The 23058-nt window shown below is 72.1% G+C and carries 20 protein-coding genes; 11 read left to right on the top strand and 9 right to left on the bottom strand.

The window, feature by feature from the left end:
- The first annotated feature begins 27 nt into the window (after positions 1-27).
- The 4 genes from M8H82_RS17775 (at position 28) to M8H82_RS17760 (ending at position 5269) form a co-directional block, all read left to right on the top strand.
- Complete coding sequence (locus M8H82_RS17775) at positions 28-2115, top strand: MMPL family transporter (protein WP_250075100.1); 2088 nt, start codon at positions 28-30, stop codon at positions 2113-2115.
- A gap of 104 nt (positions 2116-2219) precedes the next feature.
- Positions 2220-3386: a sensor histidine kinase gene (locus M8H82_RS17770; protein WP_250075271.1), complete on the top strand. Its 1167-nt coding sequence runs from the start codon at positions 2220-2222 to the stop codon at positions 3384-3386.
- The gene (locus M8H82_RS17765; protein WP_250075098.1) at positions 3383-4045 is read left to right on the top strand and encodes a response regulator transcription factor; all 663 of its coding nucleotides are present in this window, start codon (positions 3383-3385) and stop codon (positions 4043-4045) included. The genes M8H82_RS17770 and M8H82_RS17765 overlap by 4 nt, the downstream gene beginning before the upstream one ends.
- A gap of 39 nt (positions 4046-4084) precedes the next feature.
- Positions 4085-5269: an exo-alpha-sialidase gene (locus M8H82_RS17760; RefSeq protein ID WP_250075096.1), complete on the top strand. Its 1185-nt coding sequence runs from the start codon at positions 4085-4087 to the stop codon at positions 5267-5269.
- On the opposite strand, the gene M8H82_RS17755 is transcribed toward M8H82_RS17760, so the two are convergent.
- The 7 genes from M8H82_RS17755 to M8H82_RS17725 all read right to left on the bottom strand — a co-directional run bounded on the left by M8H82_RS17755 (position 5266) and on the right by M8H82_RS17725 (position 13515).
- Positions 5266-6192: a dihydrodipicolinate synthase family protein gene (locus M8H82_RS17755; RefSeq protein ID WP_250075094.1), complete on the bottom strand. Its 927-nt coding sequence runs from the start codon at positions 6190-6192 to the stop codon at positions 5266-5268. The two genes, M8H82_RS17760 and M8H82_RS17755, sit on opposite strands and share 4 nt — an antisense overlap.
- Positions 6189-7202 carry an ABC transporter ATP-binding protein gene (locus tag M8H82_RS17750; RefSeq protein ID WP_250075092.1) on the bottom strand — a complete coding sequence of 338 codons (1014 nt, stop codon included), beginning with the start codon at positions 7200-7202 and terminating at the stop codon, positions 6189-6191. Before M8H82_RS17750 ends, M8H82_RS17755 begins: the two co-directional genes overlap by 4 nt.
- A 93-nt stretch (positions 7203-7295) precedes the next feature.
- Positions 7296-9269, bottom strand: a complete 1974-nt coding sequence (locus M8H82_RS17745) for a dipeptide/oligopeptide/nickel ABC transporter permease/ATP-binding protein (RefSeq protein WP_250075090.1) — start codon at positions 9267-9269, stop codon at positions 7296-7298.
- Complete coding sequence (locus tag M8H82_RS17740; RefSeq protein WP_250075088.1) at positions 9266-10228, bottom strand: ABC transporter permease; 963 nt, start codon at positions 10226-10228, stop codon at positions 9266-9268. The genes M8H82_RS17745 and M8H82_RS17740 overlap by 4 nt, the downstream gene beginning before the upstream one ends.
- Before the next feature lie 4 nt (positions 10229-10232).
- Positions 10233-11864, bottom strand: a complete 1632-nt coding sequence (locus M8H82_RS17735) for an ABC transporter substrate-binding protein (protein WP_250075086.1) — start codon at positions 11862-11864, stop codon at positions 10233-10235.
- Positions 11865-12062: 198 nt separating this feature from the next.
- On the bottom strand, positions 12063-12974 hold the full coding sequence (locus M8H82_RS17730) for a hypothetical protein (protein WP_250075084.1): 912 nt from the start codon (positions 12972-12974) through the stop codon (positions 12063-12065).
- Positions 12967-13515, bottom strand: coding sequence for a SigE family RNA polymerase sigma factor (locus M8H82_RS17725; protein WP_250075083.1), 549 nt, complete (start codon positions 13513-13515; stop codon positions 12967-12969). The genes M8H82_RS17730 and M8H82_RS17725 overlap by 8 nt, the downstream gene beginning before the upstream one ends.
- 81 nt (positions 13516-13596) lie before the next feature.
- Between M8H82_RS17725 and M8H82_RS17720 the strand changes: the two genes are divergently transcribed.
- On the top strand, positions 13597-14040 hold the full coding sequence (locus M8H82_RS17720) for a protein phosphatase (protein ID WP_250075081.1): 444 nt from the start codon (positions 13597-13599) through the stop codon (positions 14038-14040).
- Positions 14041-14047: 7 nt separating this feature from the next.
- On the opposite strand, the gene M8H82_RS17715 is transcribed toward M8H82_RS17720, so the two are convergent.
- Positions 14048-15532: an alpha/beta hydrolase gene (locus M8H82_RS17715; protein ID WP_250075079.1), complete on the bottom strand. Its 1485-nt coding sequence runs from the start codon at positions 15530-15532 to the stop codon at positions 14048-14050.
- Between the two features lie 102 nt (positions 15533-15634).
- The gene (locus M8H82_RS17710) at positions 15635-16168 is read right to left on the bottom strand and encodes a GNAT family N-acetyltransferase (protein ID WP_250075077.1); all 534 of its coding nucleotides are present in this window, start codon (positions 16166-16168) and stop codon (positions 15635-15637) included.
- A gap of 262 nt (positions 16169-16430) precedes the next feature.
- Here M8H82_RS17710 and M8H82_RS17705 point away from each other — a divergent pair, with 262 nt between their 5' ends.
- From M8H82_RS17705 to M8H82_RS17680, 6 genes are read left to right on the top strand one after another with little or no spacing between them, the layout of a single operon-like run.
- Complete coding sequence (locus M8H82_RS17705) at positions 16431-17225, top strand: SCO2525 family SAM-dependent methyltransferase (RefSeq protein ID WP_250075075.1); 795 nt, start codon at positions 16431-16433, stop codon at positions 17223-17225.
- 60 nt (positions 17226-17285) lie between these two features.
- A complete protein-coding gene (locus tag M8H82_RS17700) occupies positions 17286-19136 on the top strand; it encodes an SCO2524 family protein (RefSeq protein WP_250075073.1) in 1851 nt (616 codons plus the stop codon).
- 4 nt (positions 19137-19140) lie between these two features.
- Positions 19141-20058 (top strand): SCO2523 family variant P-loop protein, encoded by a 918-nt coding sequence (locus M8H82_RS17695; protein ID WP_250075072.1) that lies wholly within the window; start codon positions 19141-19143, stop codon positions 20056-20058.
- A complete protein-coding gene (locus M8H82_RS17690; RefSeq protein WP_250075069.1) occupies positions 20055-21053 on the top strand; it encodes an SCO2522 family protein in 999 nt (332 codons plus the stop codon). Before M8H82_RS17695 ends, M8H82_RS17690 begins: the two co-directional genes overlap by 4 nt.
- Before the next feature lies 1 nt (position 21054).
- Positions 21055-22023, top strand: a complete 969-nt coding sequence (locus M8H82_RS17685; RefSeq protein ID WP_250075067.1) for an SCO2521 family protein — start codon at positions 21055-21057, stop codon at positions 22021-22023.
- Positions 22024-22083: 60 nt separating this feature from the next.
- Positions 22084-23043, top strand: a complete 960-nt coding sequence (locus tag M8H82_RS17680) for a DUF6879 family protein (RefSeq protein WP_250075065.1) — start codon at positions 22084-22086, stop codon at positions 23041-23043.
- The last annotated feature ends 15 nt before the right edge of the window (positions 23044-23058 follow it).

The raw sequence follows: 23058 nt of genomic DNA, 5'->3' as shown, positions 1-23058 counted from the left end.
ACACCGCACCGGAGGGGGGCCCGTCTGATGGGGGCCGCAAGAACATCCGTACGACGGCGGCGGGGCATTCCCTGGCTCGTGCTCGGGCTGTGGATTGTCGTGCTGGCGATCGCCTCGCCGTTCGCCTCGCAACTCGCCGATGTGCAGCGGGACCGGGCCGTGGACTATCTGCCGGCCGGCGCCGACTCCACCCAGGTCGCCAGGATCCAGGAGCAGCTCCCCGGCGGCGAGACCACGCAGATGATCGTGGTCTACCACCGGGACGGCGGGCTCACGGACGCCGACAAGGCCACCGCCGCCGATCAGATCGCCGAGATCGCCGGGGCGCACCGGCTGACCGGTGAGCCCGCCGGAGTGCCGTCCGAGGACGGCACCACCCTGATGTACCCCGTCGCCAGCAACGAGCCCGGCACCGACGAGAAGGCCCGCGACGAGCTCGTCAACGACGTGCGGGACGTCGCCCGGGGCGGCGACGGGCTGAGCGTGGAGGTGGGAGGCGAGGGCGCCCTCGCCACCGACGCCGCCGAGGTCTACAACTCCCTCGACGGGCCCCTGCTCTACACCACCGTCGCCGTGGTGGCGCTGCTGCTGATCGTCATCTACCGCAGCCCGTTCCTCTGGCTGGTGCCGCTGGTCGTCGCCGGGGTCGCCAACTACCTGTCCATGGCCGTCGCCTACGGGCTCAACCAGTGGTTCGGCACCTCCGTGTCCGGCCAGAGCTCCGGGATCATGACGATCCTCGTCTTCGGCGCGGGCACCGACTACGCCCTGCTGCTCGTCGCCCGCTACCGCGAGGAACTGCGCCGCATCGAGCGGCCGTACGACGCCATGGCCGCCGCGCTCAGGGGCTGCGGGCCCGCCGTGCTCGCCTCCTCCGGGACCGTCGCCGCCGGACTGCTCTGCCTGCTCGCCGCCGATCTCAACTCCAGCCGGGGCATGGGGCCGCTCGGCACCGTCGGGGTGCTGTGCGCGCTCGTCGCCATGCTGACGCTGCTCCCCGTCGTCCTGGTGCTGCTCGGGCGGCGCGTGTTCTGGCCGCTGATCCCGCGCCACGGCAGCACCCCCAAGGCCCGCCGGTCGCTGTTCGCGGCGATGGGCAGCTCCGCCGGACGCCGGCCGGTGACCGTGCTCGTCGGCGGCGCCCTGCTCCTCGGAGCGCTCGCGCTCGGCACGTTCAACCTGCCCGGCACCCTCAAGCAGGAGGACTCCTTCACCAGCAAGCCCGACGCGGTCGCCGCCATGCAGACGCTCGCGGCCGCCTACCCCGAGCGCTCCACCCAGGCCATCACCGTCATCACCCCGGCCGACCGCGCCGAGGCCACCCTCGCCGGCATCCGCGGCACCGAGGGAGTCGACAGCGCCGCACCCGGACGTACCGGAGACGGCTGGACCGAGATTTCCGTGCTCGCCGCCTCGGCGCCGCAGTCCGCGGGGGAGACCGCGACCATCGAGGCCTTGCGCGACCGGCTCGACGGCTCCTACGTCGGCGGACCGAGCGCCGAGCAGATCGACCTGAAGGACACCAACGCCCGCGACCGGATGATCGTCGTGCCGATCGTGCTGGTGTCCGTGTTCCTCATCCTGGTCGCGCTGCTGCGCTCGATCGTCGCGCCGCTGATCCTGGTGACGGCCGTGGTCGCCGTGTGGGCCGCCGCCCTCGGCATCGGCGGGCTCGTCTTCGGGCCGGTGTTCGGGTTCGAGGGCACGGATCCGGGGCTCGGACTGCTCTCCTTCGTCTTCCTGGTCGCCCTCGGCGTCGACTACGGCATCTTCCTGATGCACCGGATGCGCGAGGAGTCCCTGAACGGCGCCGAACCCGTCCCGGCCGCGCTCACCGCGCTGCGCACCACGGGCGGGGTCATCGCCTCCGCGGGACTGGTCCTCGCCGCCACCTTCGCGGTGCTCACCAGCATGCCGATGGTGCAGCTCGTCGAGCTCGGCTTCGTCATCGCGGTCGGCGTGCTCCTCGACACCTTCCTGGTCCGCACCTACCTGGTGACCAGCGCCAGCGTCGCCCTGCGCCGCACGCTGTGGTGGCCGGGCGCCCTGTCCAAGGAGCCCGCGCCCCCCGTACCCCCGAAGGAACCGGAGCGGATCACCGCAGCAGCCCATTGACGACCGAGGGCGCCCCTCCCTCCCGGAGGGGCGCCCTCGCAGCGGAGGATGACCCCGTGCAGCCAAACACCTCAGCGGCGCGCCCCCGTATCGGCGAGCGGATCATGGCCGCGATCAACCGTGACCCGACGACCGCCCCGCACGCCCTCCGCAACGACACGCTGCTCGCGGCGGCGGCCGCCGCCCTGGCCGTCTGCCTGGCGCTGGTCGGCGACGACTCCCGCCGGCCCGACGCCCTCGGCTGGACCCTCCTGATCGCCGCCCATGCGCCGCTGGTGTGGCGGCGGCGCGGGCCGCTGCTCGTGTTCGCTGCGGTAGTGGCGCTCGTCCTGCCGTACCACGCCCTCGACAACAACCACGGCGCGCCCGTCCCCGCCTCGTTCATCGCGCTGTACACGGTCACCGTCACCCAACGCCCCGCCCGCACCCTCCTGGTGACCGGCACGGGCCTCAGCCTCTCCCTGGCCGCGATGCTCACCTTCGGCGAGCACAAGCAGGCCGCCGAACTGCTGCGCATCTACGGCTGGGTCCTCGCCGTCGTCTTCGTCGGCATCGACGTGCGCTACTACCGCCAGTACATCGCCGCCATCGTCGAACGCGCCGACCGCGCCGAACGCACCCGCGAGGAGGAGGCCCGCCGCCGGGTCGCCGAGGAACGCCTGCGCATCGCCCGGGACCTGCACGACCTGCTCGCCCACAGCATCACCCTCATCGGGGTGCAGACCTCGGTCGCCGCCCATGTGCTGGCCGCCGACCCCGGGCGCCTGGACCGGGAGACGATCGCCAAGGCCCTCGACGACATCGCCGAGACCTGCCGCAGCGCGCGCGGCGAACTGCGCACCACGCTGGAGGTGCTGCGCGAGCCCGGCCCGGACGCGCGCGGTCCGCTGCCCGGACTCGACGGACTGCCCGACCTGGTCGAGGCGGCCCGGCTCGCGGGCGCGAAGGTCCAGCAGACGGTACGGGTCCGGCAGGCGCCCCCCGCCGTCGGCGCCGCCGCCTACCGCATCGTCCAGGAGGCGCTCACCAACGCCGTCCGGCACGCCGGACCCGAACCGGCCGTCGTCGTCGACCTGCACGAGGAGGACGGCGCCCTGCACCTCGCGGTCAGCGACGACGGCACCGGTCCTGTGCCCGGTAAGGTGCCGGGGTTCGGGCTGGTCGGCATGCGCGAGCGTGCCCGCAGCGTGGGCGGCACACTCGACTCCGGGCCGTGCCCCGGGGGCGGCTTCCGGGTGACCGCCGTACTGCCGCTGGGAGGAGTCACGTGACCATCCGCGTCCTGCTCGCCGACGACCAGACCCTGGTCAGGGCCGCGTTCGCCATGCTCATCGAGTCCGCGCCGGACATGGAGGTCGTGGGCCAGGCCGGCACCGGCCGCGAGGCGCTGGAGCTGGCCCGCACCGAGCGGGCCGACCTGGTGGTGATGGACATCCGGATGCCCGACCTCGACGGCATCGAGGCCACCCGGCTGATCGCGGCCGACGAGGACCTGGCCGGGGTGCGGGTGCTGGTGCTGACGACGTACGACACCGACGAGCACATCGTGGAGGCGCTGCGGGCCGGGGCCTCCGGCTTCCTGGTCAAGGACACCCGTCCGGCCGACCTCCTGGACGCCATCCGCACGGTCGCCGCCGGGGAGGCGCTGCTGTCGCCGGGCCCCACGGCACGGCTGATCGCGCGATTTCTGCGCAGTCCCACAACCCCGGCCGTGGGCGGTCCGGAGTGCCTTTCCGCACGGGAGCGGGGGGTGCTCACGCTGGTCGCGCGCGGCCTCAACAACACTGAGATCGCTGATGCGTTGGGGCTCAGCCCGCTCACCGCGAAGACCCATGTGAGCCGCATCATGGGCAAGCTCGGGGCGCGTGACCGGGCGCAGCTGGTGATCGTGGCCTACGAGTCGGGTCTGGTGACTCCGGGAACCATGTGACGGACAGGTCGAAGCCTGACATTCCGTCAAGGGAGCTCGATGACCCTGCTGAGCCGCACACTCCTCGTCACCGCAGTACTTCTCACCCCGCTCACCGCGACCGGCCGGGCCTCGGCGGCCGCCGACTGCACGTCCTCCGTCCCGTACGTCTCGGGGCAGGGCGGCTACGACACGTACCGCATCCCGGCGACGATCACCACGCGCCGGGGCACCCTGCTGGCCTTCGCCGAGGGCCGGCACGACGGCGCGGGCGACTCCGGGAACATCGACGTCGTCGTCAGACGCTCCTTCGACGGCGGCTGCACCTGGGACCCGCTGAGGGTGGTGGCCGCCGGGAACGGCGACACCCGGGGCAACCCGTCGCCGGTGGTGGACCCCCGCACGGGCGCGGTCGTCCTGGTCACCTCCTACAACGGCGGCAAGGTGACCGAGGGCCAGATCATGCGGGGCGAGGTGACACCGGAGCAGAGCCGCCGGGTCTTCGTCCAGAAGAGCTGGGACGACGGCGTGCGCTTCAGCGCGCCGCGGGACATCACCGATCAGGTGAAGCTGCCGAACTGGCGCTGGTACGCCACCGGCCCCGGACACGCCGTGGCCCTCCGGCACGGCGCGCACCCGGGCCGGCTGGTGGTCCCGTCCAACCACTCGGCCGCCCCGCCGCCCGGCTCCGCCGACTCCGGCCAGGAACCCAAGTACTACGGCGGCCACGCCATCTACAGCGACGACGGCGGCAACACCTGGCACATGGGTTTCCTGGACGACGTCTACGACAACAGGCACAACGCCAATGAGACCGCCGCCGCCGAACTCCCCGACGGCAGGATCTACTTCAACGCCCGCGACCAGCACGGCGCCGACATCGGCCACCGGATCGACAGCTGGTCGGCGGACGGGGCGCGGACCCTGGTCCGCCCGTACGCGGTCCAGCCCACCCTCAACGAGGTGCCGGTGGTGCAGGCGAGCGTCCTCCAACTCCCCGGGTTCGGGGCACCCCTGCTGTTCGCCGGGCCCTCGGTGCCCACCTCGCGGCAGTCCATGGCGGTGTGGCGCAGCGCGAACGGCGGGGTGACGTTCACCAAGGCGGTGACCCTGTCCCAGCAGCGCGCCGCCTATTCCGACCTGGTCCAGGTCGACTCGGCGACGGTCGGCGTCCTGTACGAGACGGGGGCGAAGAGCCCCTACGAAAGCATCGAGTTCCGCCGGCTGCCGGTGAACGCGCTCTAGAGCAGGCCCGCCGCGGCGAGGAACTTGCCGACCCGTTCGGTCTCCTCGGCGCCGAGCGGCACCTGGGGCTCCGCGGTCGCCGGGCAGTCGATGATCCCGCGCAGCCGCAGGGCCGCCTTGAAGGCGCCGAGCGCCGAGGAGCTGCCGCCCATCCGGGTGGGGTCGCCGGCCCGGACCATGCCGAACAGGGCGCACAGCCGCTCCTGTTCGGCCCGGGCCCGGTGCCGGTCGCCGGCCCGGCACAGGCGGTCGAGGGTGACGTAGCCGTGCGGGTCGACGTTGGCGAGGCCGGGCACCGCGCCGTCCGCGCCCAGCGCCAGCGCCGCGTCGACGAGCAGCTCGGATCCGGTCAGCAGGGTGAAGCCGGTGATGTCGGGGCGGGCGCGGACGCCGGTGACGACCTCGCGGAAGCCGGCCAGATCGCCGCTGGAGTCCTTGAGCCCGGCCAGCACGCCCTCGGCGGCCAGGTCCAGGACCAGCTCGGCGGGGAGCTTGGTGTGCACGGCGGCCGGGATGTCGTAGGCGAGGACGGGGACCGGGCTCTCGGCAGCGATCAGCCGGTAGTGGCGGGCGATCTCGGCGGGGTGGGTCGCCGTGTAGAAGGGTGCCGTCGCCACCACCGCGTCCGCCCCGGCCGCGACCACCTTGCCCACGTGGTCCAGGACCCGGGGGGTCGTCATGTCGATCACCCCGGCCAGCACCGGCAGCCGGCCGCCCACGTGCAGGGCCACCGTCTCCACCACCAGCCGCCGCTGGCGGTCCGTCAGGTAGGCGGCCTCCGAGGTGGAGCCGAGCACGAACAGACCGTGCACTCCGCCGTCCACCAGATGGTCGACCAGCCTGAGCAGCGAGTGGACGTCGACCTCGCGTTCCGGTGTCAGGGGTGTGCAGACGGGCGGGATGACACCGGTGAGCGTGTTCATGAGGGCTCCGTTGCGGGCTGTGCCAGGTCGCGGGTCGACCGGTCCTCCTCGACAGGATGGTGGCAGCGGTACCGGTGCCCCGGGCTGGACGCGTCGGAGAAGCCGGGCATCTGCTGTGCGCACAGCTCCGTGGCCTTCCAGCACCTAGTCCGGAAGGGGCAGCCGCTGGGCGGCCGGGTGGCCGAGGGGACCGGCCCGGTCAGCGGGATCGGGTCGACCGGGTCCAGCAGGCCGGGGGTGGCGGAGAACAGGGCGCGGGTGTACGGGTGCCGGGAGCGGTCGGTCACCCGGCCGGCCGGGGTCTCCTCCACGATCCGGCCCAGGTACATGGTGATCACGCGGTCGCTCATCCGGCGTACCGTCTGGATGTCGTGCGAGACGAAGACCAGGGCCAGGCCCAGGCGTTCCTTGAGGTCCAGCAGGAGGTTGAGGATCTGGGCGCGGACCGACACGTCCAGCGCGCTGGTCGGCTCGTCCGCCACCACCAGGTCCGGGTCCAGGGCCAGGGCGCGGGCGATGGCGACGCGCTGCCGCTGACCGCCGGAGAGCTGGCCGGGCAGGGCGTCGGCGAGGGCCCGGGGCAGACCCACCAGGGCCATCAGCTCCCTGACGCGGTCCTCCCGTTCGCGCCCCGTGCCCTCCCCGTGGACGTCCATCGGGTCGCGCAGGATCCGCCGGACGGGCAGGCGCCGGTTCAGCGCCGTCGAGGGGTCCTGGAAGATCATGCCGGTACTGCGGCCCACGGTCGTCCGCCGCTCGTCCGCCGACATGCTCCACAGGTCACGCCCCCGGAAGGACACCGTCCCGGCCGTCGGCCGCTCCACCCCCACCAGCACCTTCGCCAGCGTCGACTTCCCGCACCCCGACTCGCCCACGACCCCGACGGTCTCGCCGGGCGCCACGGCGAGATCGGCACCGGTCAGCGCGTACACCCGGTCCCGCGTGAACAGCCCGCCGCTGCGGGCCCTGTGGACGACGTCGGTGCCGGAGAGTTCGATGATCGCGCTCATGTCACGGCCTCCGTCGTCCTGGGGTTCGTCTGCGCGTGGGTGGGGGGCCTGCCGCGCTGGAGACGTCGGTGCCGTGCAGTTCGACGATCGGGTTCACTGCACGGCCTCCGTCGGCGCCAGGACGACCGCCGGGTGGTGGCAGGCGGCCGTGTGGGTGGGGGTGCCCAGCAGGTGGGGCGGGGTGGTGCGGCAGCGTTCCGTGGCCCGGGGGCAGCGGTCCGTGAAGCGGCAGCCCGCGGGGAAGTCCGCGGGGGACGGGACGACGCCCCTGATCTGCGTCATCCGCTCGGCGGCCCCCTCCAGCGACAGCACGCTGCCGAGCAGGCCGCGCGTGTAGTGGTGGGCCGGTGCCTCCACCAGGTCGGCGGTCACCCCGGTCTCGACGACCTGTCCGCCATACATCACCACCACCCGGTCGGTGACGTCCGCGATCAGGGCCAGGTCGTGCGAGACCAGGATCAGCGCGAAGCCCAGCTCCTCGCGCAGCCGCAGCAGCAGCGCCATGATCTGCGCCTGCACGGTGACGTCCAGCGCGGTCGTCGGCTCGTCGGCGACGATCAGCTTCGGGTCGCGGGACAGGGCCATGGCGATCAGCACCCGCTGGCGCTGGCCGCCGGAGAGCTCGTGCGGATAGCTGCGCAGGGTGCGCTCCGGGTCGAGGCCGACCAGGGTGAGCAGTTCCCCGGCCGTACGGCGGCCGCCGCGCCGCACGACCTGCTTGAGCTGGGCGCGGATGGTCATCGCCGGGTTCAGGGAGGACAGGGCGTCCTGGTAGACCATCGCCATCTCGTGGCCGAGCAGTCTGCGCCGCGCCCGCATCGGCTCGGCCAGCAGGTCCCGGTGGTGGAAGCGGACCTGGCCGCTGACCCGGGCGCCCTTGGGCTGGAGCCCCATGACGGTCAGCGCGGTGAGCGACTTGCCGCAGCCGGACTCGCCGACCAGGCCCAGCACCTCGCCGGGCTGCACCTCGAAGCTGATGCCGTCCACGATGTCCACGCCCCGGTGGCGCCCCTCGAAGCCGATGGCGAGGTTCTCCACGGACAGCACCGGCTGGGCTCCCGTGGGCAGCGGCCGGGCCCGAGCACGCAGGCGGCGGGCCGCCTCGGCCAGGCCGGGCAGGGCGACCACCGCGCCGCCGCCGGGCTCGGGCGCCTCGACCGGGTCCGCCTCCTCGGGGACCGGCACGTCCCGGGGCGCCGGTGCCGCCCACGCGTCCGAGACGCCCTCGGACAGGATGTTCAGCGAGAGCACGGTGCACAGGATCACCAGGCCCGGGAAGACCGTCGCCCACCAGCCCCCGGTGAGCACCATGTTCTTGCCGTCCGCGATGACACTGCCCCAGGACGGGTCGGGTGGCCGCACCCCCGCGCCGATGAAGGACAGCGACGCCTCGAACACGATGGCCTCGGCGACCTGCACGGTGCAGAAGACCAGCACGGGGGCCGCGCAGTTGACGGCCACGTGCCGCCACACGATGTGCGGGGTGCGGGCGCCGATCACCCGTTCCGCGGTGACGTAGTCCTCGCCGTACTGGTCGAGGACGTTGGCGCGCACCACACGGGCCACCGGCGGGGTGAACAGGAAGGCGATGGCGCAGATCAGGACGGTGATCCCGCCGCCGAACACGGCGACCAGGACGGCCGCGAGGGCGATCCCGGGGAACGCCATCACCACGTCCAGACAGCGCATCAGCGTCTCGTCGACCGCCTTGCGGGAGGTCGCCGCGACCGCCCCGATCAGCGCGCCCGCCACCAGGGCGAGCCCGGTGGCGCCGAGCCCGATGGCGAGCGACCAGCGGGCGCCGTACATCAGCCGGCTGAGGATGTCCCGGCCCAGGCTGTCCTGGCCCATCCAGTACTCGGCGGAGGGGTGCCCGGTGCCGTCGACCGGCGGCTGTTGCTCCAGCGGATCGTGCGGGGCCAGCAGCGGCGCGAACACGGCGACGAGGACCACCAGCGCCAGGAAGCAGAGCGCCACCTTCGACATCAGGGGCAGCCGGCGCCGGCCGCGCAGCCGGATGCCGGGGCGGGAGAGGGCCTCGGTGAGGCTCTTGCGCGTCATGATCATGCGGCTGCATCCCTCAGTCGCGGGTTGACCAGCAGGTAGAGCACGTCGATCACGAGGTTGACGATCACGAAGCCGAACGCCGTGGTCAGCACCACGCCCTGGACGACCGCGGGGTCACCGTTCTTCACCGCGTCGATCATCAGCTTGCCCATGCCGGGCAGCGAGAAGATCGTCTCGATGACGACCGCGCCGCCCAGCAGATAGCCGACCCGCAGCCCGAGCACGGTCAGCGGATTGACGAGGGCGTTCCTGAGCACGTTGCGGCCCACGACCACCCGGGGCGGCAGACCGCTGCCGATCGCCGTGCGGACGTAGTCCTTGTCCAGTTCCTCCACCATCGAGGTCCGCACGATCCGGGTGAGCTGGGCCGCCACCGGCAGGGACAGGGCGAGCGCGGGCAGCGTCATCGTCTTCAGCCAGCCGGTGACGGAGTCCGCCGGGTTGATGTAGCCGCCGGCCGGGAACCAGCCCAGGTCGACCGCCAGGTACTGGATCATCAGCAGCGCCAGCCAGAAGCCGGGCGCGGCCACGCCGGTCAGGGAGACGACCCGGATGATCTGGTCCGGCAGCCGGTCGCGGTAGATGGCCGCGGTGACGCCGCCGAACAGCGCCAGCACCATCGCGATGCCGAGGCCGAGGAAGGTCAGCTGCACGGTGAGCGGCAGCGCGGTCAGCACCTGGTCGGCCACCTCGCCGCGGGTGAGCGCGCTGGTGCCCAGGTCGCCGTGGAGGAGCGCGCCCACGAAGGCGAGGTAGCGCACCGGCAGCGGGTCCAGCAGGCCGTTCTCCTCGCGGAACTGCCGCAACTGCTCGGGAGTGGGGTTCGCCCCCTGGAAGAAGGCGGACGCGGGGTCGACGTCCGAGAAGCGCATCACCACGAAGACGAACAGCACGATGCCGAGCATCAGCGGGACGAGCAGCAGGACACGGCGGAGCAGGATGCGTACGACCGCGGTCATGCCGCTAGGCCCACTTCGCCTGGAGCACGTTGATGCCGGGGTACGGCTGTGCCCTTATCCCCGCGAGGACGCTCCCGTTCCAGGCGGTCATCAGCTCGTTGTGGACGACCGGATAGAGCACGGCCTGCTCGGCGACGACGTCGACGTACTCCTGGATCATCGTCTTCTTCCGCTCCGGGTCCGGCTCCTGGGTGGCCCGGTCCATGTCCTTGAAGAGCTGCCGGGCGACCGGGTCGGTGGCCCAGCGGGTGTAGCCCATCCACAGGTTGTCGGGGCCGTAGTTGTAACGAAGGATCAGGTCGGGGTCGAGGCCGAACTGGTTGGGGTTCGAGGCGGCGGCGACGACCTGGTAGTCCTGCTTCTGGTCCAGCTTGGTGAACACGGCCGTCGTCTCCTGCGGGGACAGGGTCGTCCTCACCCCGATCGCGTCCCAGGAGGACTTGACGGTCGGCAGGCAGTCCACGATCCAGCTGACGTTCACCGCGAGGAGGTCGATCTCCAGACCGCTGACCCCGGCCTCCTTCAGCAACGCCTTCGCCCGGTCGGGGTCGTGGTCGTAGACCGTCCTGGCGCGCCGGTAGGCGGGGTTGGCCTCGTCGAGGAACGAAGTCGACGGCTTGCCGTGGCCCTTGAGGGCCACCTCGACGATCTTCTCGGTGTCGATGGCGTAGTGCAGGGCCTGGCGGACGCGGACGTCGTCGAAGGGCCGGTGCCGGGTGTTGAACATCAGGAACAGGTTGTTCATCCCGGCCCCGCCGCCGACCGTGAGCCCGCTGCTCTGCAGCTGCCCGATGTTGGCGTAGGGGATGTTGTCGGAGATCTGCGCGCCGGCGCCCGCGCCCGAGATGCGCGCCACGCGGGGGGCGGCGTCCACGATGGTCAGCCAGTTCATCTTCTTGAAGGCGGGACTGCGCGGGCCGTTGTAGGCGGCGTACGCCTCGAAGGTGGTGTGGGACTTCGGGTGGTGCGCGGTCTGCCGGTAGGGTCCCGAGCCGATCGCCTTGCCCCGGATGGCGTCGTCCCAGCCGCCGGGCCGCCCGAAGACGTGCCTGGGCATGATCTTGGCGAGGGTGAGCCGCGAAAGCCCCTCCGGAAAGGGGAACTTGAGCACCAGCTCCGCGGTCCGCGCGTCGATCCGGCGTACGTCCTCCAGCCAGCTCGCGAAGAAGCCCTTGGCGAGGGTCTGGGTCTTCGGGTCGAGGATCCGGTCGAAGACGAACACCACGTCGTCGGCGGTGACCGGCTCGCCGTCGTGGAAGGTGGCGCCCGCGCGGAGGGTGAACCGCCAGGTGGTGGCGTCGGGGTCGGCCGGCAGCCCGGTGGCGAGGGCCGGGTAGGGCCGGCGGGAGATCGGATCGGTGTCCAGCAGGCCCTCGTAGATGTGGTTGTTGGCGGCCGTGCTGAACGCCGACGCCGTCTGGGTGGGGTCCCAGCTGCCGTCGTTGCCGTAGCCGATGACCGCGGTCAGCGTCCGGTTCGCGCCGCCCGCCCCGCCGCCGGGGTCGATGGTGGACGCGGGCCCGACCGAACAGGCCGACAGGGGCGCGCAGACGGCGGCGGTCGCGCTCAGCGCGCCGGTCTGCTTCAGGAAGGTCCGGCGACCGGGCGGCGACACGCCACGGGTCACGTCGCGCACGGTTCCTCCAGGAGACAGGGGTGGGGGGAGGGGAGATACGGCGTCCTGGGTCCTGCCAGTCAGCCGCGACCCTAGGAGGGGCGATGTGGACGGTCAAGGCATCACGCGCGAATGGCCTACGGCGGGATAAATCGGACCAATGGCACGGTGTGCGCCCGAGGGGGTGCCGACCCCTGTGCGGCACCCCCTCGCGCGCCGCTACGGCAGCGTCTTCGCGTACGACGGGTCCTGGTCGGAGTCGTAGACCAGCGTGCCGTCGGCGTCGTAGCCCTTGACCCGGGGCGCGACCGTGACCTGTTGGTCCAGGACGCCGGAGGCCACGAACCAGCCGTGGTCCAGGGCCGCCTCGCTGGTGGCGCCGCCGTAGGAGACGATGACCTTCGTGACCGAGGGATCGACGGTGCCGATCACGCCCCACCGGAAGGGCAGCGCCCAGTTGCCCTTGTCGAGGAACGACTGCTGGTACAGCTTGCCGCCGTTCATGTCCGGCATCACCCCGGAGGCGCCCGGCGCGTCCGCGCCGCCGATGTTCAGGCCCTGGGCCTCGCCCTCGCGGATGTTGCAGATCATCCGCATCCCGTGCGGGGCGTCCTTCTTCACCGCGACGACGTGCATCCCGTCACCGGGCGCGTTGGAGTCGCCGGTGCTCCTCATCGCCAGGATGACGCGGTAGCTGTCCGCCGGGCCCAGGTCCATGTGCCCGGGGCCGGGGGTGTGCCGCTCGTCGTAGGCGATGCACTGCTCCACCGCGTGCGCCGCCTGCTCGAAGGTGATCCCGTCCAGCAACTGCCCGTCCGTGGCGGGGCGGGCGGGACCGGACGGGGTCGCGGAGGGCGCCGGGGACCGCGACGCACTGACCGACGGCGTGGGCGAGGAGGCCGTGCTCGCGCCGCCGCCACCGCCCCCGGCCACCGCGTACGCCCCCACGGGCAGCGCGGCCAGCGTCACCAGCACCGCCCCGGCCACCGCCACCCGGCGCCGCCGCTCGACCACGCCCCGGCGGCGGATCCGCGGATACGGGGCCGGCGACGGGCGGATCGTGTACGCGTCCCGCGCCAGCAGCTCGCGCACCTGCTCCTCGAAGTCCCGCTCCCGCTGTCCGTCACTCATCCGTGGATCCCCCCGTCGACGCATGGCAGTGCTCGGGCCCGCCCATGGCCCGCGCGAGCCCCGGATACGTACGCAGCTTCGCCAGGCCCTTGGACGCCTGGCTCTTGACCGTGCCCGGCGAGCAGCCGAGCGCGTCGGCGACCTCCGCCTCGGACAGGTCCTCCCAGTACCGCAGCACCACCACCGCCCGCTGCCGGGGCGGGAGCTGGGCCAGCGCGGGCAGCAGGGCGCTGCGCTCGTCGGCCCAGGCGTAGGCCTCGTCCCGGCCCGCGGTCTCCGGCGGCGCCGCCGTCAGCGCCTCGGGCACCCGCCGCTTGCGGAACCGGTCGCTGTTGCAGCTGACCAGCATCCGCCGGACGTACGCCTCCGGGTTGTCGCTGCGCGCCACCCGCCGCCAGGACCGGTACGCCTTGGCCAGCGCCGTCTGCGTCAGGTCCTCGGCGTGGTGCGCGTCGCCGGTGAGCAGATAGGCGGTCCGCACGAGACGGGACCACCTGGCTCTGACGAACTCCTGGAACCGGTCTTCTAGTTCGACCTGCATCAAGCACCCTCCCTCGCCCTCCAGACCACCACCGGGACGGATTCGGTTGCCCGGGATGCGGGGCCGGGCTGGAATACCTCCATGACCGGTGAGGAACAGTGGGACGAGCGGGCCCCCGGAGTGCTGCGGCTGCCCTCGGGGCGCCTCGTCCGGGGCCGGGGGCTGCGGCGCCCCCTCGACCCGGACGCGCCGCCGCCGTCGTACGGCGTCTACCTGCTGGGCCGGCGGCCGCCCGAGGTCCCCTGGGAGTCGTGCTGGCTGCCCTGGCCCGACTTCCGGCTCCCGGCCGACCGCGAGGCGGCCCGCGCGGTGCTGGCCGAGGCCTGGCGGCGGGCCGCCGGGGAGCGGGTCGAACTCGCCTGCGGCGGCGGACGCGGCCGTACGGGCACGGCACTGGCCTGCGTCGCGGTTCTGGACGGCGTACCGGCCCGGGAGGCCGTCGCGTACGTCCGCCGCCACTACGACCCGCGGGCGGTGGAGACGCCGTGGCAGCGGCGGTACGTACGGCGGTTCGGCCCGGCGTGACCGGGCCTCAGTCGCAGTGGACGTCCCGGGCGGGCCGCTCACCCGTGGCGAGGAAGCGGGAGACCAGCCGGTCGCCGCACGCGGTGCCGTTGGCGAGGTAGGCGTCGTGGCCGGTGGCGTCGCTGACCACCATGACCGCCCGGTCGCCGAGCGCCTCGCGCAACTTCAGGGCGCCGCTGAGCGGGGTGGCCGGGTCCCGCTCGTTCTGGACGAGCAGGATGTTGGACGGGCCCCGGTCGGTGATCCGTACCGCCGGCTCCTTCTGCGGGAACGGCCAGGCCGCGCAGAGCATGGCGTTGCGCGGCATGCCCGCCGTCAGCGGGTACGTGGCACGGCTCTCGGTGACGTCCTTCTGGTACACGGCGGCGTCCGTCGGCCAGGCGGAGTCGTTGCAGATGCTCCCGGCGCCGACCCCGAGGTAGTTCTGCAGCACCTCCTCGGGCGGGGACGGCGGCGCGGGCGGCACCTCGCCCTTCTCCGCGGCCCGGATCAGCTGCGCGAGACCGGGGAAGTCGTCCGGGTCGTACATGGCCGACAGCATGGCCTGGCGCAGTTCGTTGCCGTCCAGCACCGGCGGGTTGGCGCCGGGCCGGGGGAGCGGCTCGCGGTCGAGCCGGGCGGCCAGGGCCAGGAACCGTGAGCGCACGTCCTCCGGCGTACGGGCCACCCGGTCGGGGTTGCCGGGCCGGGACGCCCACCGGGCGAACGCGGGGAAGACGTCCTCGACGCCCTGCTCGAACGCGGCCAGCCAGGCCCGCACCACCCGCTCCGGATCGGGGTTGTTGTTGCTGTCCAGCACGAACCGGTCGGTGCGGTGCGGGAACAGCTGGGCGTAGACGGCGCCGACATAGGTGCCGTACGACACGCCCCACGCGGACACCTTCCGCTCGCCGAGCGCGACCCGGACGCGGTCGAGGTCACGGGCCTCGTTGGCGGTGCTGATGTGCCGGATCAGCTCGCCGCCGTTCTCGGCGCAGGCGGCGGCGACGCGCCGGGCGGTGGTCATGTTCTCGGTGACGGAGCCGTCGGTGGCGGGCCAGGGCCGCAGCCTGGAGGCGGCGAGGTCGCCGTACTCCACGTCGCAGCTGACCGCGGTGGACGGGGCCATCCCGCGCGGGGCGAACCCGATCAGGTCGTAGGCGTCCCGCACCTTCTGCGGGAGCCGCTGTCCCTTGCCCGACGGGTCGCCGAGGCTGTCGCCGCCGGGGCCGCCGGGGATCAACAGCAGGGCGCCCCGGCGGGCCGCGGGATTCTCGCTGGGGATACGGGAGATGACGATGTCGATCGTGCGGCCGCCGGGATCGGCGTAGTCCATCGGAACCGGAACGGTCGCGCACTGCTGGCGTGGATCGAGGCCCTTCCCCTCGCACGCGCTCCACTCGAGCGCCTCGGCGCGGCCGCCGCCGCCGTCGAAGGCACCGGCCGGTACGGCGAGACCGAGGACGACTCCGGTCGCTGCGATCAGGGCTGCACTTCTCGTGATCTGCTGCATGCACAGCAGCCTGGCGGACCGTGACGGCACGTCACATCCGGGTAACGCCCTGGATTCCGGGGGGATTACCCCCATCTCCGGGCTCGGGGTGACCCCTCCGGGTCACAGGCTCAGCGTCATCACCAGGCGGTCCTCGCCGGGCCCGAAGTAGTCCGCGCGCACGCCCTCCTGCGACGAGAACCCGATCGACCGGTACAGCATGATCGCGGCGGCGTTCGTCGGCTCGACCGTCAGCCCGACCTCGCGCACGCCCTCGGTGCGCAGCCGGCGCAGCACCTCCAGCATCAGCCGCCGGCCGAGGCCCCGGCCGCGCTGGTCCCGGGTGACGCCCAGGCTCATGATCCAGCCCCGGCGGCCGTCCGAGGTGGTCGGGAAGAGGACGTAGCCGTGCAGCCGCTCGCCGTCGTCCAGGACCAGCAGGCGGTCGCCGTGGACGTCGTACAACTGCCGCAGGATGAAATAGGGGTAGGGCTCCTCGGGGAACGCCTCGCGGTCGACGCGGACGAGTTCGGGCAGGTCGGCCTCGGTGACGCCTCTCATCGTCAGGGGCCGGTCGATGAAGGCCCGGTCGCGGAAGAGCGCATGGCCGGTGCGGCCGCCGCGCGAAGGGAAACGTTCCTCTGGAAGAGCCGCCATGCCGCCCCCCTGCGGGTCCGGGTCAATTGCGCGTTGACACTCGTACGGGTGGTACGAGCGAGACGCGAGGTGTCTGCCTTTCGGGTGTGTTCGGCAGAGTTCCGACCATCTTGCGGGGGGCGATGCGGCCGTTCAAGGCCGGATCAGGTCGCGGGAATCCATTCGCCCCCATGCGCCCCGCGTGCGCCCCGTCCGGGTCGTTGTTCCGTCAGATTGGTGCAAGGGGGATCCGTGGTGCTCCCGCCGTTGGTACCGTTGATGAATGACCTTGCGCTCCTCGGGGGATGCCCAGCTGAATGCGGATGTGTCCTGGGCGGCATTCGACCCGATCGCCTATGTGGATCACAACTACCGCGACTTGCAGGCGGAAGACGCGGAGATCCTTTCGATCATCAGGGATCATTTCGGCGATCATTTTCCGAAACGTGGTGACCGACCTGTTTCAGGAATCGACGTCGGTGCCGGCGCCAATCTCTACCCCGCGCTCGCCATGCTGCCCTGGTGCGACGCGATCACGCTCTTCGAGCGCTCGCCCGCCAACGTCCGCTACCTCAGGTCCCAGGTGGGCTCCTACGACGGGAACTGGGACCAGTTCTGGCGCGTGCTGTGCAAGAACGACGCCTACGGCGCCCTGGACATGGACCCGCGGGCCCGCTTCCGGGACGTCGCCCGGGTGGCCGAGGGCAACCTCTTCGACCTGGTGCGGCACGAGGGCCGGTGGTCGATGGGGACGATGTTCTTCGTCGCCGAGTCGATGACCTCCTCCCGCGAGGAGTTCGACCGGGGCGTCGAGTGCTTCCTGCGCGCCCTCGCCCCCGGGGCGCCCTTTGCCGCGGCCTTCATGGAGCATTCCAAGGGCTATCACGCCGGCGCGCATTTCTTCCCCGCCTGCGATGTGGGGGAGTCGGAGGTGTCCGCCAGTCTCGAGCGGTTCTCCGACGATTTCACAAGCGTCCGCTTGAAATCCTCGGCCGCGGTGCGGGACGGGTATTCCGGAATGATCGTCGCCTGCGGCCGACGGAATTCGGATTCCCGCATTCCGTCGCTGGGTGACTGAAAATCAGCGGAGGGATTTCTCCTCCATTCCTGGCAGTGCGGCCTGTGTGAGGGGCATGGGATGCAGATCAAGCCACGCCAGCATCTGCTGGACATCTGGCAGGCGCTCGGTCGCCACTCGTTCGAGGCAGGGGAGTGGAACTGGGGCGAATACGGCGGCGAGAGCAGCGTCGCCGACGCGGAGCGGCTGCTCTGCCTGCTCTACCCGGCCACCGAGATCCCCGCGTTCCGGCTGGACGACCCGGACACCACCCAGGACGACGTCCAGCAGGTGCTGAAGAAGGCCGGCGGGCGCCTGGACATCCCGGCCAACCTCGTCACGGCCACCGCCGAGTTCATGCGCACCCACACCGGCGAGGACAAGCGGCCCACGTTCGCCGGGGGCTACTACTTCGGCTCCCACGACCCCACCGCGGAACTCACCGAGGAACAGCGCCGGCTCGGCGTCGTCGACTCCTACTCGATGTCCATCACCCTGTGCCTGGCCATCCTCGGCTTCCTCAAGGTCTACGAGAACAAGACCCGGCGCACCGACATCAAGGAGACCATCGCCGAACTGCGCTCCGCCACCAGCAGCCGGCTCACCGCGGCCATGGTCAGCCTGCTGCGCTCCTTCACCGTCAACGTCTTCGACACCGACGCCTCCCAGGGCCAGACCCTGTGCGAACTCCTCGGCCAGGGCCGGATGTCGCAGCGCCAGGTGCTGAAGAAGTTCCAGGATCGCTTCCGCCCGCTGCGGGCCGCGATCGTCGAGAGCCTCCAGCTCGGCATCGACGTCCAGGAAGGCCTGAAGGACGAGAGCCAGCTCTTCGAGTGCGGCTGGGCCTGGACCCTGGTGAAGGACGCCCCCGAGGTCGAGACCGACGAACCCATCGGACCGCAGCCCGAGGGCACCGCCCACGCCGTGCCGTACCTGTACTTCACCGTCGTCGCCCTCGACGGCATCCAGGACCTGTTCTCCGACCGCACCCTCACCCTCGGCCTGCTCAACACCGAGCAGCAAAGGCTCGCCGAGGCGCTCCGCCTGCGCTGGGAGCTCACCCAGCAGTACTGGTCCCGGATCGCCCGCTTCGACGCCGACCGCTGGCCCCTGGAGGACATCCCCTGGCGTACGACGGGCCAGAAGCTGGAGTCCGAGTACTTCTCCCTCTCCGTCGCCGCCATCCTCGTGCACGACCTCATGCGCCGCCGGGCCACCGACGAGGACCTCAACCGCACGGTCACCATCATGGAGCGCCTCGCCGAACGCGGCCGCATCACCAGCCGTATGACGGTGGACGACCCCATGGTCCACGCGCTGCACAACGTCGGCGTCGCCCTGCCGCTGCAGGGCAGCGACCGGCTCGGCCCGCTCATGACCTGGTCCATGAGCGACTTCTCGGCGCAGCTGCTCAAGCGGACCGTCCAGCTGTGCACGCTCTCGAGGAACCTCACCGCGCACGACCGGCTGCTCGGGCTCGCCGAGTCCATCTTCGACCACATGTGGCGCCGCCGGATCCGCGACGGCGAGGGCACGGGCCTCTGGGACAACGTGCACGCCGCCTACCCCGAGGCCGACATCCTCAAGCGGCGCGTCCCGGTGTCCTGGAGCATCACCGAGCGGGTCACCGAGGTGATGGTGCAGGCCCACCAGATGTACCAGCAGCCGCCCATCCGCAGCCTCGAACTGGTCGAGCTGGCCAAGGCGTTGCTCTCCGAGGCCGCCCATCTCCTCGGCAACGAACAGATGGAGCCCGCCCCCAAGGACGACGGCCGGCACGGCATGCAGCTGCGCCAGATCGAGGTCAAGCTGCGCCGCGCCCGGTTCCTGGTCGACGAACAGCCCGGCACCGCCTACTCGCTGGCCCTCGACGTCCTCGGGCAGCTCGACGCCCTCGGCCGGGCGCGCGAAGCCGCGGCCCAGGGAGTGTGACCCGGTGCTGATCTTCGCCGCCTCCGACAAAGGAGGCACCGGGCGCTCGGTGACCAGCGCCAACCTCGCCTACCACCGGGCGCTGGCCGGCGACGACGTCTGCTACCTGGACTTCGACTTCGGCTCGCCCACCGCCTCCGCCGTCTTCGACGTCCCCGACGCCCGCCAGGCCGCCGAGGACCGCGGACTGCACTCCTACCTGGTGGGCGAGGTCGGCGAACCCGTCCGGGTCGACGTCTGGGCGGACACCGAGCACCGGGTGCTGCGCAACCGGCCGCCCGGATCGGGCCGGCTGGTGCTGATGCCGGGCGACCTCAGCGGCGGCGAGTTCGCCACCGACGACGACAACCTCCGGCGCTGCGTGGATCTGCTGCTGCGGCTCAACTCCGAGTTCGACCTGATCGTCGTCGACCTCAGCGCGGGCCGCTCGTACGCCGTCGACATGGCCCTGGAGGCCACCTCGCTGCCCGAGATGCGGGGCGTCGAGGCGCGCTGGCTGATCTTCCACCGCTGGACCCGGCAGCATGTGGCGGCCGCCGCGGGACTCGTCTTCGGCAAGCGCGGGATCGTCGCCGGCGGGGTCGCCCGCGGCCACGACGAGGACGCGCTGCGCGGCGCCATCCGGTTCGTGCGGGCCGCCGTGCCCGACCCCTCGTCGGCGCTGTGGTCGCAGGTCTCGGCGACCCAGTCGGCGTGGATGCGCGAGTGCGACCGGGACCTCAAGCAGCTCGCCTCCTCGCACGGCATCGGCTACAGCCAGGTCCTGGGCGCCGTACCGCTGGAGCCGGTGCTCCAGTGGCGAGAGCAGCTGATCACCGACGAGGACGTGCTCGACAGCCAGATCGCCAACATGGAGACCTGGCAGGCGCTGAGCGACCTGGCCGGCCGGCTCACCGACGACAAGTACTGGGAGCAGGCATGACCGATGTCGTCTTCCGGGAGACCAGCGCCGAGCCGCGCACCCAGGCCGTACCGCTGTCCCACCTCTCCCTCGAACTCGGCCACCTCTACATGGAGGACTTCGAGGCCGGGCCCAAGCGGCTGGGCGAACACTTCGCCGAGGTACGGATCTGGGTGGAGGCCGCCCGCGCCTCCGCCGCCCGCCGGGCCGGCCAGAACCGGCCGCGGATCAGCACCTGCTTCCTCGTCGACGACTACTTCAGCCGCTTCTCCACCCCGGCCGAACTCCTCCCCCTGATCCTCAAGGAGGCCGAGGAGGCCGGGCTCACCATCGACTACCTGGCCCGCGAGTCCGGCTGCGCGGTCGCCGACCGCGTCGACCTCGCCGAGTCCGTGATGCACCGCCTCGTCGAGTCGCCGCCGCCCGGCTCCTCCGGCTCCCGCCCGCCGGTCAGCCGCACCGGCTGGCTCGCCAACGGCCAGCGCAGCCCCGGCCGCGGCGCCGCCCTCGCCGAGGTCACCGCCTGGCAGCCGCCCCAGGAGACGGCCGCCCGCAACCACTCCGTCTTCATGGACGTCGAGCTGTGGTCCGACAAGGACGGCCGGCGCCTGTGGTCCTGCCCCTTCCTGGCCGCCGTCTGGCAACTGGCCCGGCTCGGCCTCCTGCGCCACCTCGGCGAACCGGTGCTGACCCCCGCCCCCTGGGACGGCGCAGGCTTCCCGCACGACTGGGACCGGCTGCCGCCGCTGCTCCAGCTGAACCCGGACGCCGACCCGTTCAGCGCCTACCGCACCTGCACCCTGATGCCCAACCGCTTCCTCGCCGTCGAGGACGCCGTCCGGCTGGTCCTGGACCAGATAGACGTCGACGCCCGGGCGCTGGAACAGGTCGACCGGCGCTCGCGCGGCGAACAGGTCGAGGTCCCCGCCGCCGTCGCCCAGCGCGCCTCGTACGTCTTCTACGAGGAGCCCGCCTGCTACGAGCAGCCCGCCGAGCCCGCCCCCGAAGGGGCCTGAGATGGCGGCCCCCGGACCGTCGGCGCGCCCGGTCCTCGTCTGCGGCGAGGTGCGCACCGGTCTGCTGCCGTCCTTCCAGGCGCTGGACGGCCGGGCCGCGGCACAGCTGCTCAGGCTGCGCGCCGACGAACACGTCCGGGTCTCCGAGCGGCCCAACCTGTACGTCCGCTCGCCCGAGGTGCTGACCGGTGTGGACTGCCGGCTGCCCACCTCCAACGGCGCCCGGGTGCGGGCCGTCGGCACGGTCGCCGCCCGAGCCGCGCTCACCGAGGGCCGGGTGCTCCAGGCGACCGCCTGGTTCAGCGCCCCGGCCGCCGGCCCCGATCTGCGCCGGCCCTGGGGGCAGTACCTGGTCCGGCCCGGGCTCGTCGAGCCGTTCGGGAAACTGCCCGAGCAGGCCACCGCGGAGGGCGTGCTGCGCGGCGCCGGGCGGGGGGAGCTGGACCTCGGGACGATCGCCGAGGGGCTGCTGGCCCAGTTGCTGCGCCATCCCCTGCTCGACCACAAGGCGCCCTTCAAGTCCCGCCGCACGCACCTGCGGTGGACCGCGCGCCGGGCCCCGGACGGCGAGGGCCCGGCGCTGACCCGTTTCACGCTGGCCGAGGACGGGCTGCGGACGATGGAGCTGCGTCTGCCGGCACACATTCCGGCGGGCGCGGCGGCCGGACTGTGCGAGGACCTCGCGCTGCACGACTGGCTGCTGACGGCCGTCGTGCAGTTGCTGGACAGCAGCCGGCTCGGCGCGGCGGACGGGCCCGCGGCCGTGCTCGCGCTGCGGCCCGCCGTCGATCATCTGCTGCACCTGTGGATGCCGCGCGCCCATGTGGACCGCGCGCTGGGCCATCTCTGGGACGAGCTGGAACGAGAACCGGGGTTCACCCGCCAGTGGCGGAGCCTCGTCCAGCGGATCCGTGACCAACTGGCCGTACAGACCATTCCGTTGCTGCACCAGGCGCTGAGTACGCGCTGAGGGGCGGCCGAACGACACACCCGACGGGGGAGCGACATGAGCGGAGCTACGACAGGGGACGTGAGGACCGCACCACCGCCCGAGGAAGAACGCCGGTCGAAGCTGTTCCGCAAGACGCTGGTCACGGTGTTACTGGCGACCGGGACGTTCTTCCTGACCAACGTCCTGAGCCCGGACGCGAGCGAGCAGTGGCAGTGGACGATGCCCGTGGTGGTGGGCAGCGCCGTGCTGATCATGCAGTACCTGGTCGACTTCGGTGAGCGGCTGGAGGCCGTGGAGGAGGCCCAGAACCGCCGGATCCGGGGGATGCGGGACAGTCTCGCCGACCATCACCGCGAGATGCGGTCGGCGGTCGACGAGAGCTTCGCCAAGATCAACGCGGCGACGGAGCTGTTCAGCCAGGTCGACCGGTCCGTCCTGCGCTCCGACGGGGTGACCCGGCTGGCCCGCAAGTACACCCAGGTCGGCGAACATGGCTCGGAGATCGTGAAGCGGTTCGCGCAGGAGGAGATCGCCAGTCTCGCGCTGCTGATGGAGAGCCTCAGCAACGGCACCGCGGACTGCCCCGGCGAGAACCACGAGTGGCTGATCGACCTGACCGCGTGCACCAAGAAGACGCTCTACGCCACCAGCACCTCCGTCGACCGGGACTTCTGGTCCAGTGGCCCCGGCAAGCGGTATCTGGTCGCGCAGGGCGACGCGATCAGGAAGCGGGGCGTGGAGATACGGCGGCTGTTCCTCGTCGACGGACCGGACGAGATCACCGAGTCGCTGCGCAAGCTGTGCGAGCAACAGCGCAGGTACGGCATCGACGCACGGATCGTCGATCAGTCGGAGCTGGACAACGCGCCGGTGACCTCGGTGAACGACTTCATCATCTTCGACGGTGAGCTCTGCTACGAGATCGAGCCCGATGTGCGGGCCGCGCCCACCAAGACCACGTTGAAGATGACGCCGGGCCATGTGGCGGAGCGCATCGAACGGTTCGACACTCTGTGGGAGGCCAGCAGCGCCGACTGACACGGCAGGAAGCAC

It is taken from the genome of Streptomyces sp. YS415, assembly GCF_023544665.1.
Classification (GTDB): Bacteria; Actinomycetota; Actinomycetes; order Streptomycetales; family Streptomycetaceae; genus Streptomyces.
This window is presented reverse-complemented; position numbering and strand designations above follow the sequence as displayed.

Bases quoted from the DNA above. Each gene is read 5' to 3' on its own strand.
- M8H82_RS17775 (WP_250075100.1), top strand. From the start codon at position 28: ATGGGGGCCGCAAGAACATCCGTACGACGGCGGCGGGGCATTCCCTGG.
- M8H82_RS17770 (WP_250075271.1), top strand. From the start codon at position 2,220: ATGGCCGCGATCAACCGTGACCCGACGACCGCCCCGCACGCCCTCCGC.
- M8H82_RS17760 (WP_250075096.1), top strand. From the start codon at position 4,085: ATGACCCTGCTGAGCCGCACACTCCTCGTCACCGCAGTACTTCTCACC.
- M8H82_RS17755 (WP_250075094.1), bottom strand. From the start codon at position 6,192: ATGAACACGCTCACCGGTGTCATCCCGCCCGTCTGCACACCCCTGACA.
- M8H82_RS17750 (WP_250075092.1), bottom strand. From the start codon at position 7,202: ATGAGCGCGATCATCGAACTCTCCGGCACCGACGTCGTCCACAGGGCC.
- M8H82_RS17745 (WP_250075090.1), bottom strand. From the start codon at position 9,269: ATGATCATGACGCGCAAGAGCCTCACCGAGGCCCTCTCCCGCCCCGGC.
- M8H82_RS17740 (WP_250075088.1), bottom strand. From the start codon at position 10,228: ATGACCGCGGTCGTACGCATCCTGCTCCGCCGTGTCCTGCTGCTCGTC.
- M8H82_RS17730 (WP_250075084.1), bottom strand. From the start codon at position 12,974: ATGAGTGACGGACAGCGGGAGCGGGACTTCGAGGAGCAGGTGCGCGAG.
- M8H82_RS17725 (WP_250075083.1), bottom strand. From the start codon at position 13,515: ATGCAGGTCGAACTAGAAGACCGGTTCCAGGAGTTCGTCAGAGCCAGG.
- M8H82_RS17720 (WP_250075081.1), top strand. From the start codon at position 13,597: ATGACCGGTGAGGAACAGTGGGACGAGCGGGCCCCCGGAGTGCTGCGG.
- M8H82_RS17715 (WP_250075079.1), bottom strand. From the start codon at position 15,532: ATGCAGCAGATCACGAGAAGTGCAGCCCTGATCGCAGCGACCGGAGTC.
- M8H82_RS17710 (WP_250075077.1), bottom strand. From the start codon at position 16,168: ATGGCGGCTCTTCCAGAGGAACGTTTCCCTTCGCGCGGCGGCCGCACC.
- M8H82_RS17705 (WP_250075075.1), top strand. From the start codon at position 16,431: ATGACCTTGCGCTCCTCGGGGGATGCCCAGCTGAATGCGGATGTGTCC.
- M8H82_RS17700 (WP_250075073.1), top strand. From the start codon at position 17,286: ATGCAGATCAAGCCACGCCAGCATCTGCTGGACATCTGGCAGGCGCTC.
- M8H82_RS17690 (WP_250075069.1), top strand. From the start codon at position 20,055: ATGACCGATGTCGTCTTCCGGGAGACCAGCGCCGAGCCGCGCACCCAG.
- M8H82_RS17685 (WP_250075067.1), top strand. From the start codon at position 21,055: ATGGCGGCCCCCGGACCGTCGGCGCGCCCGGTCCTCGTCTGCGGCGAG.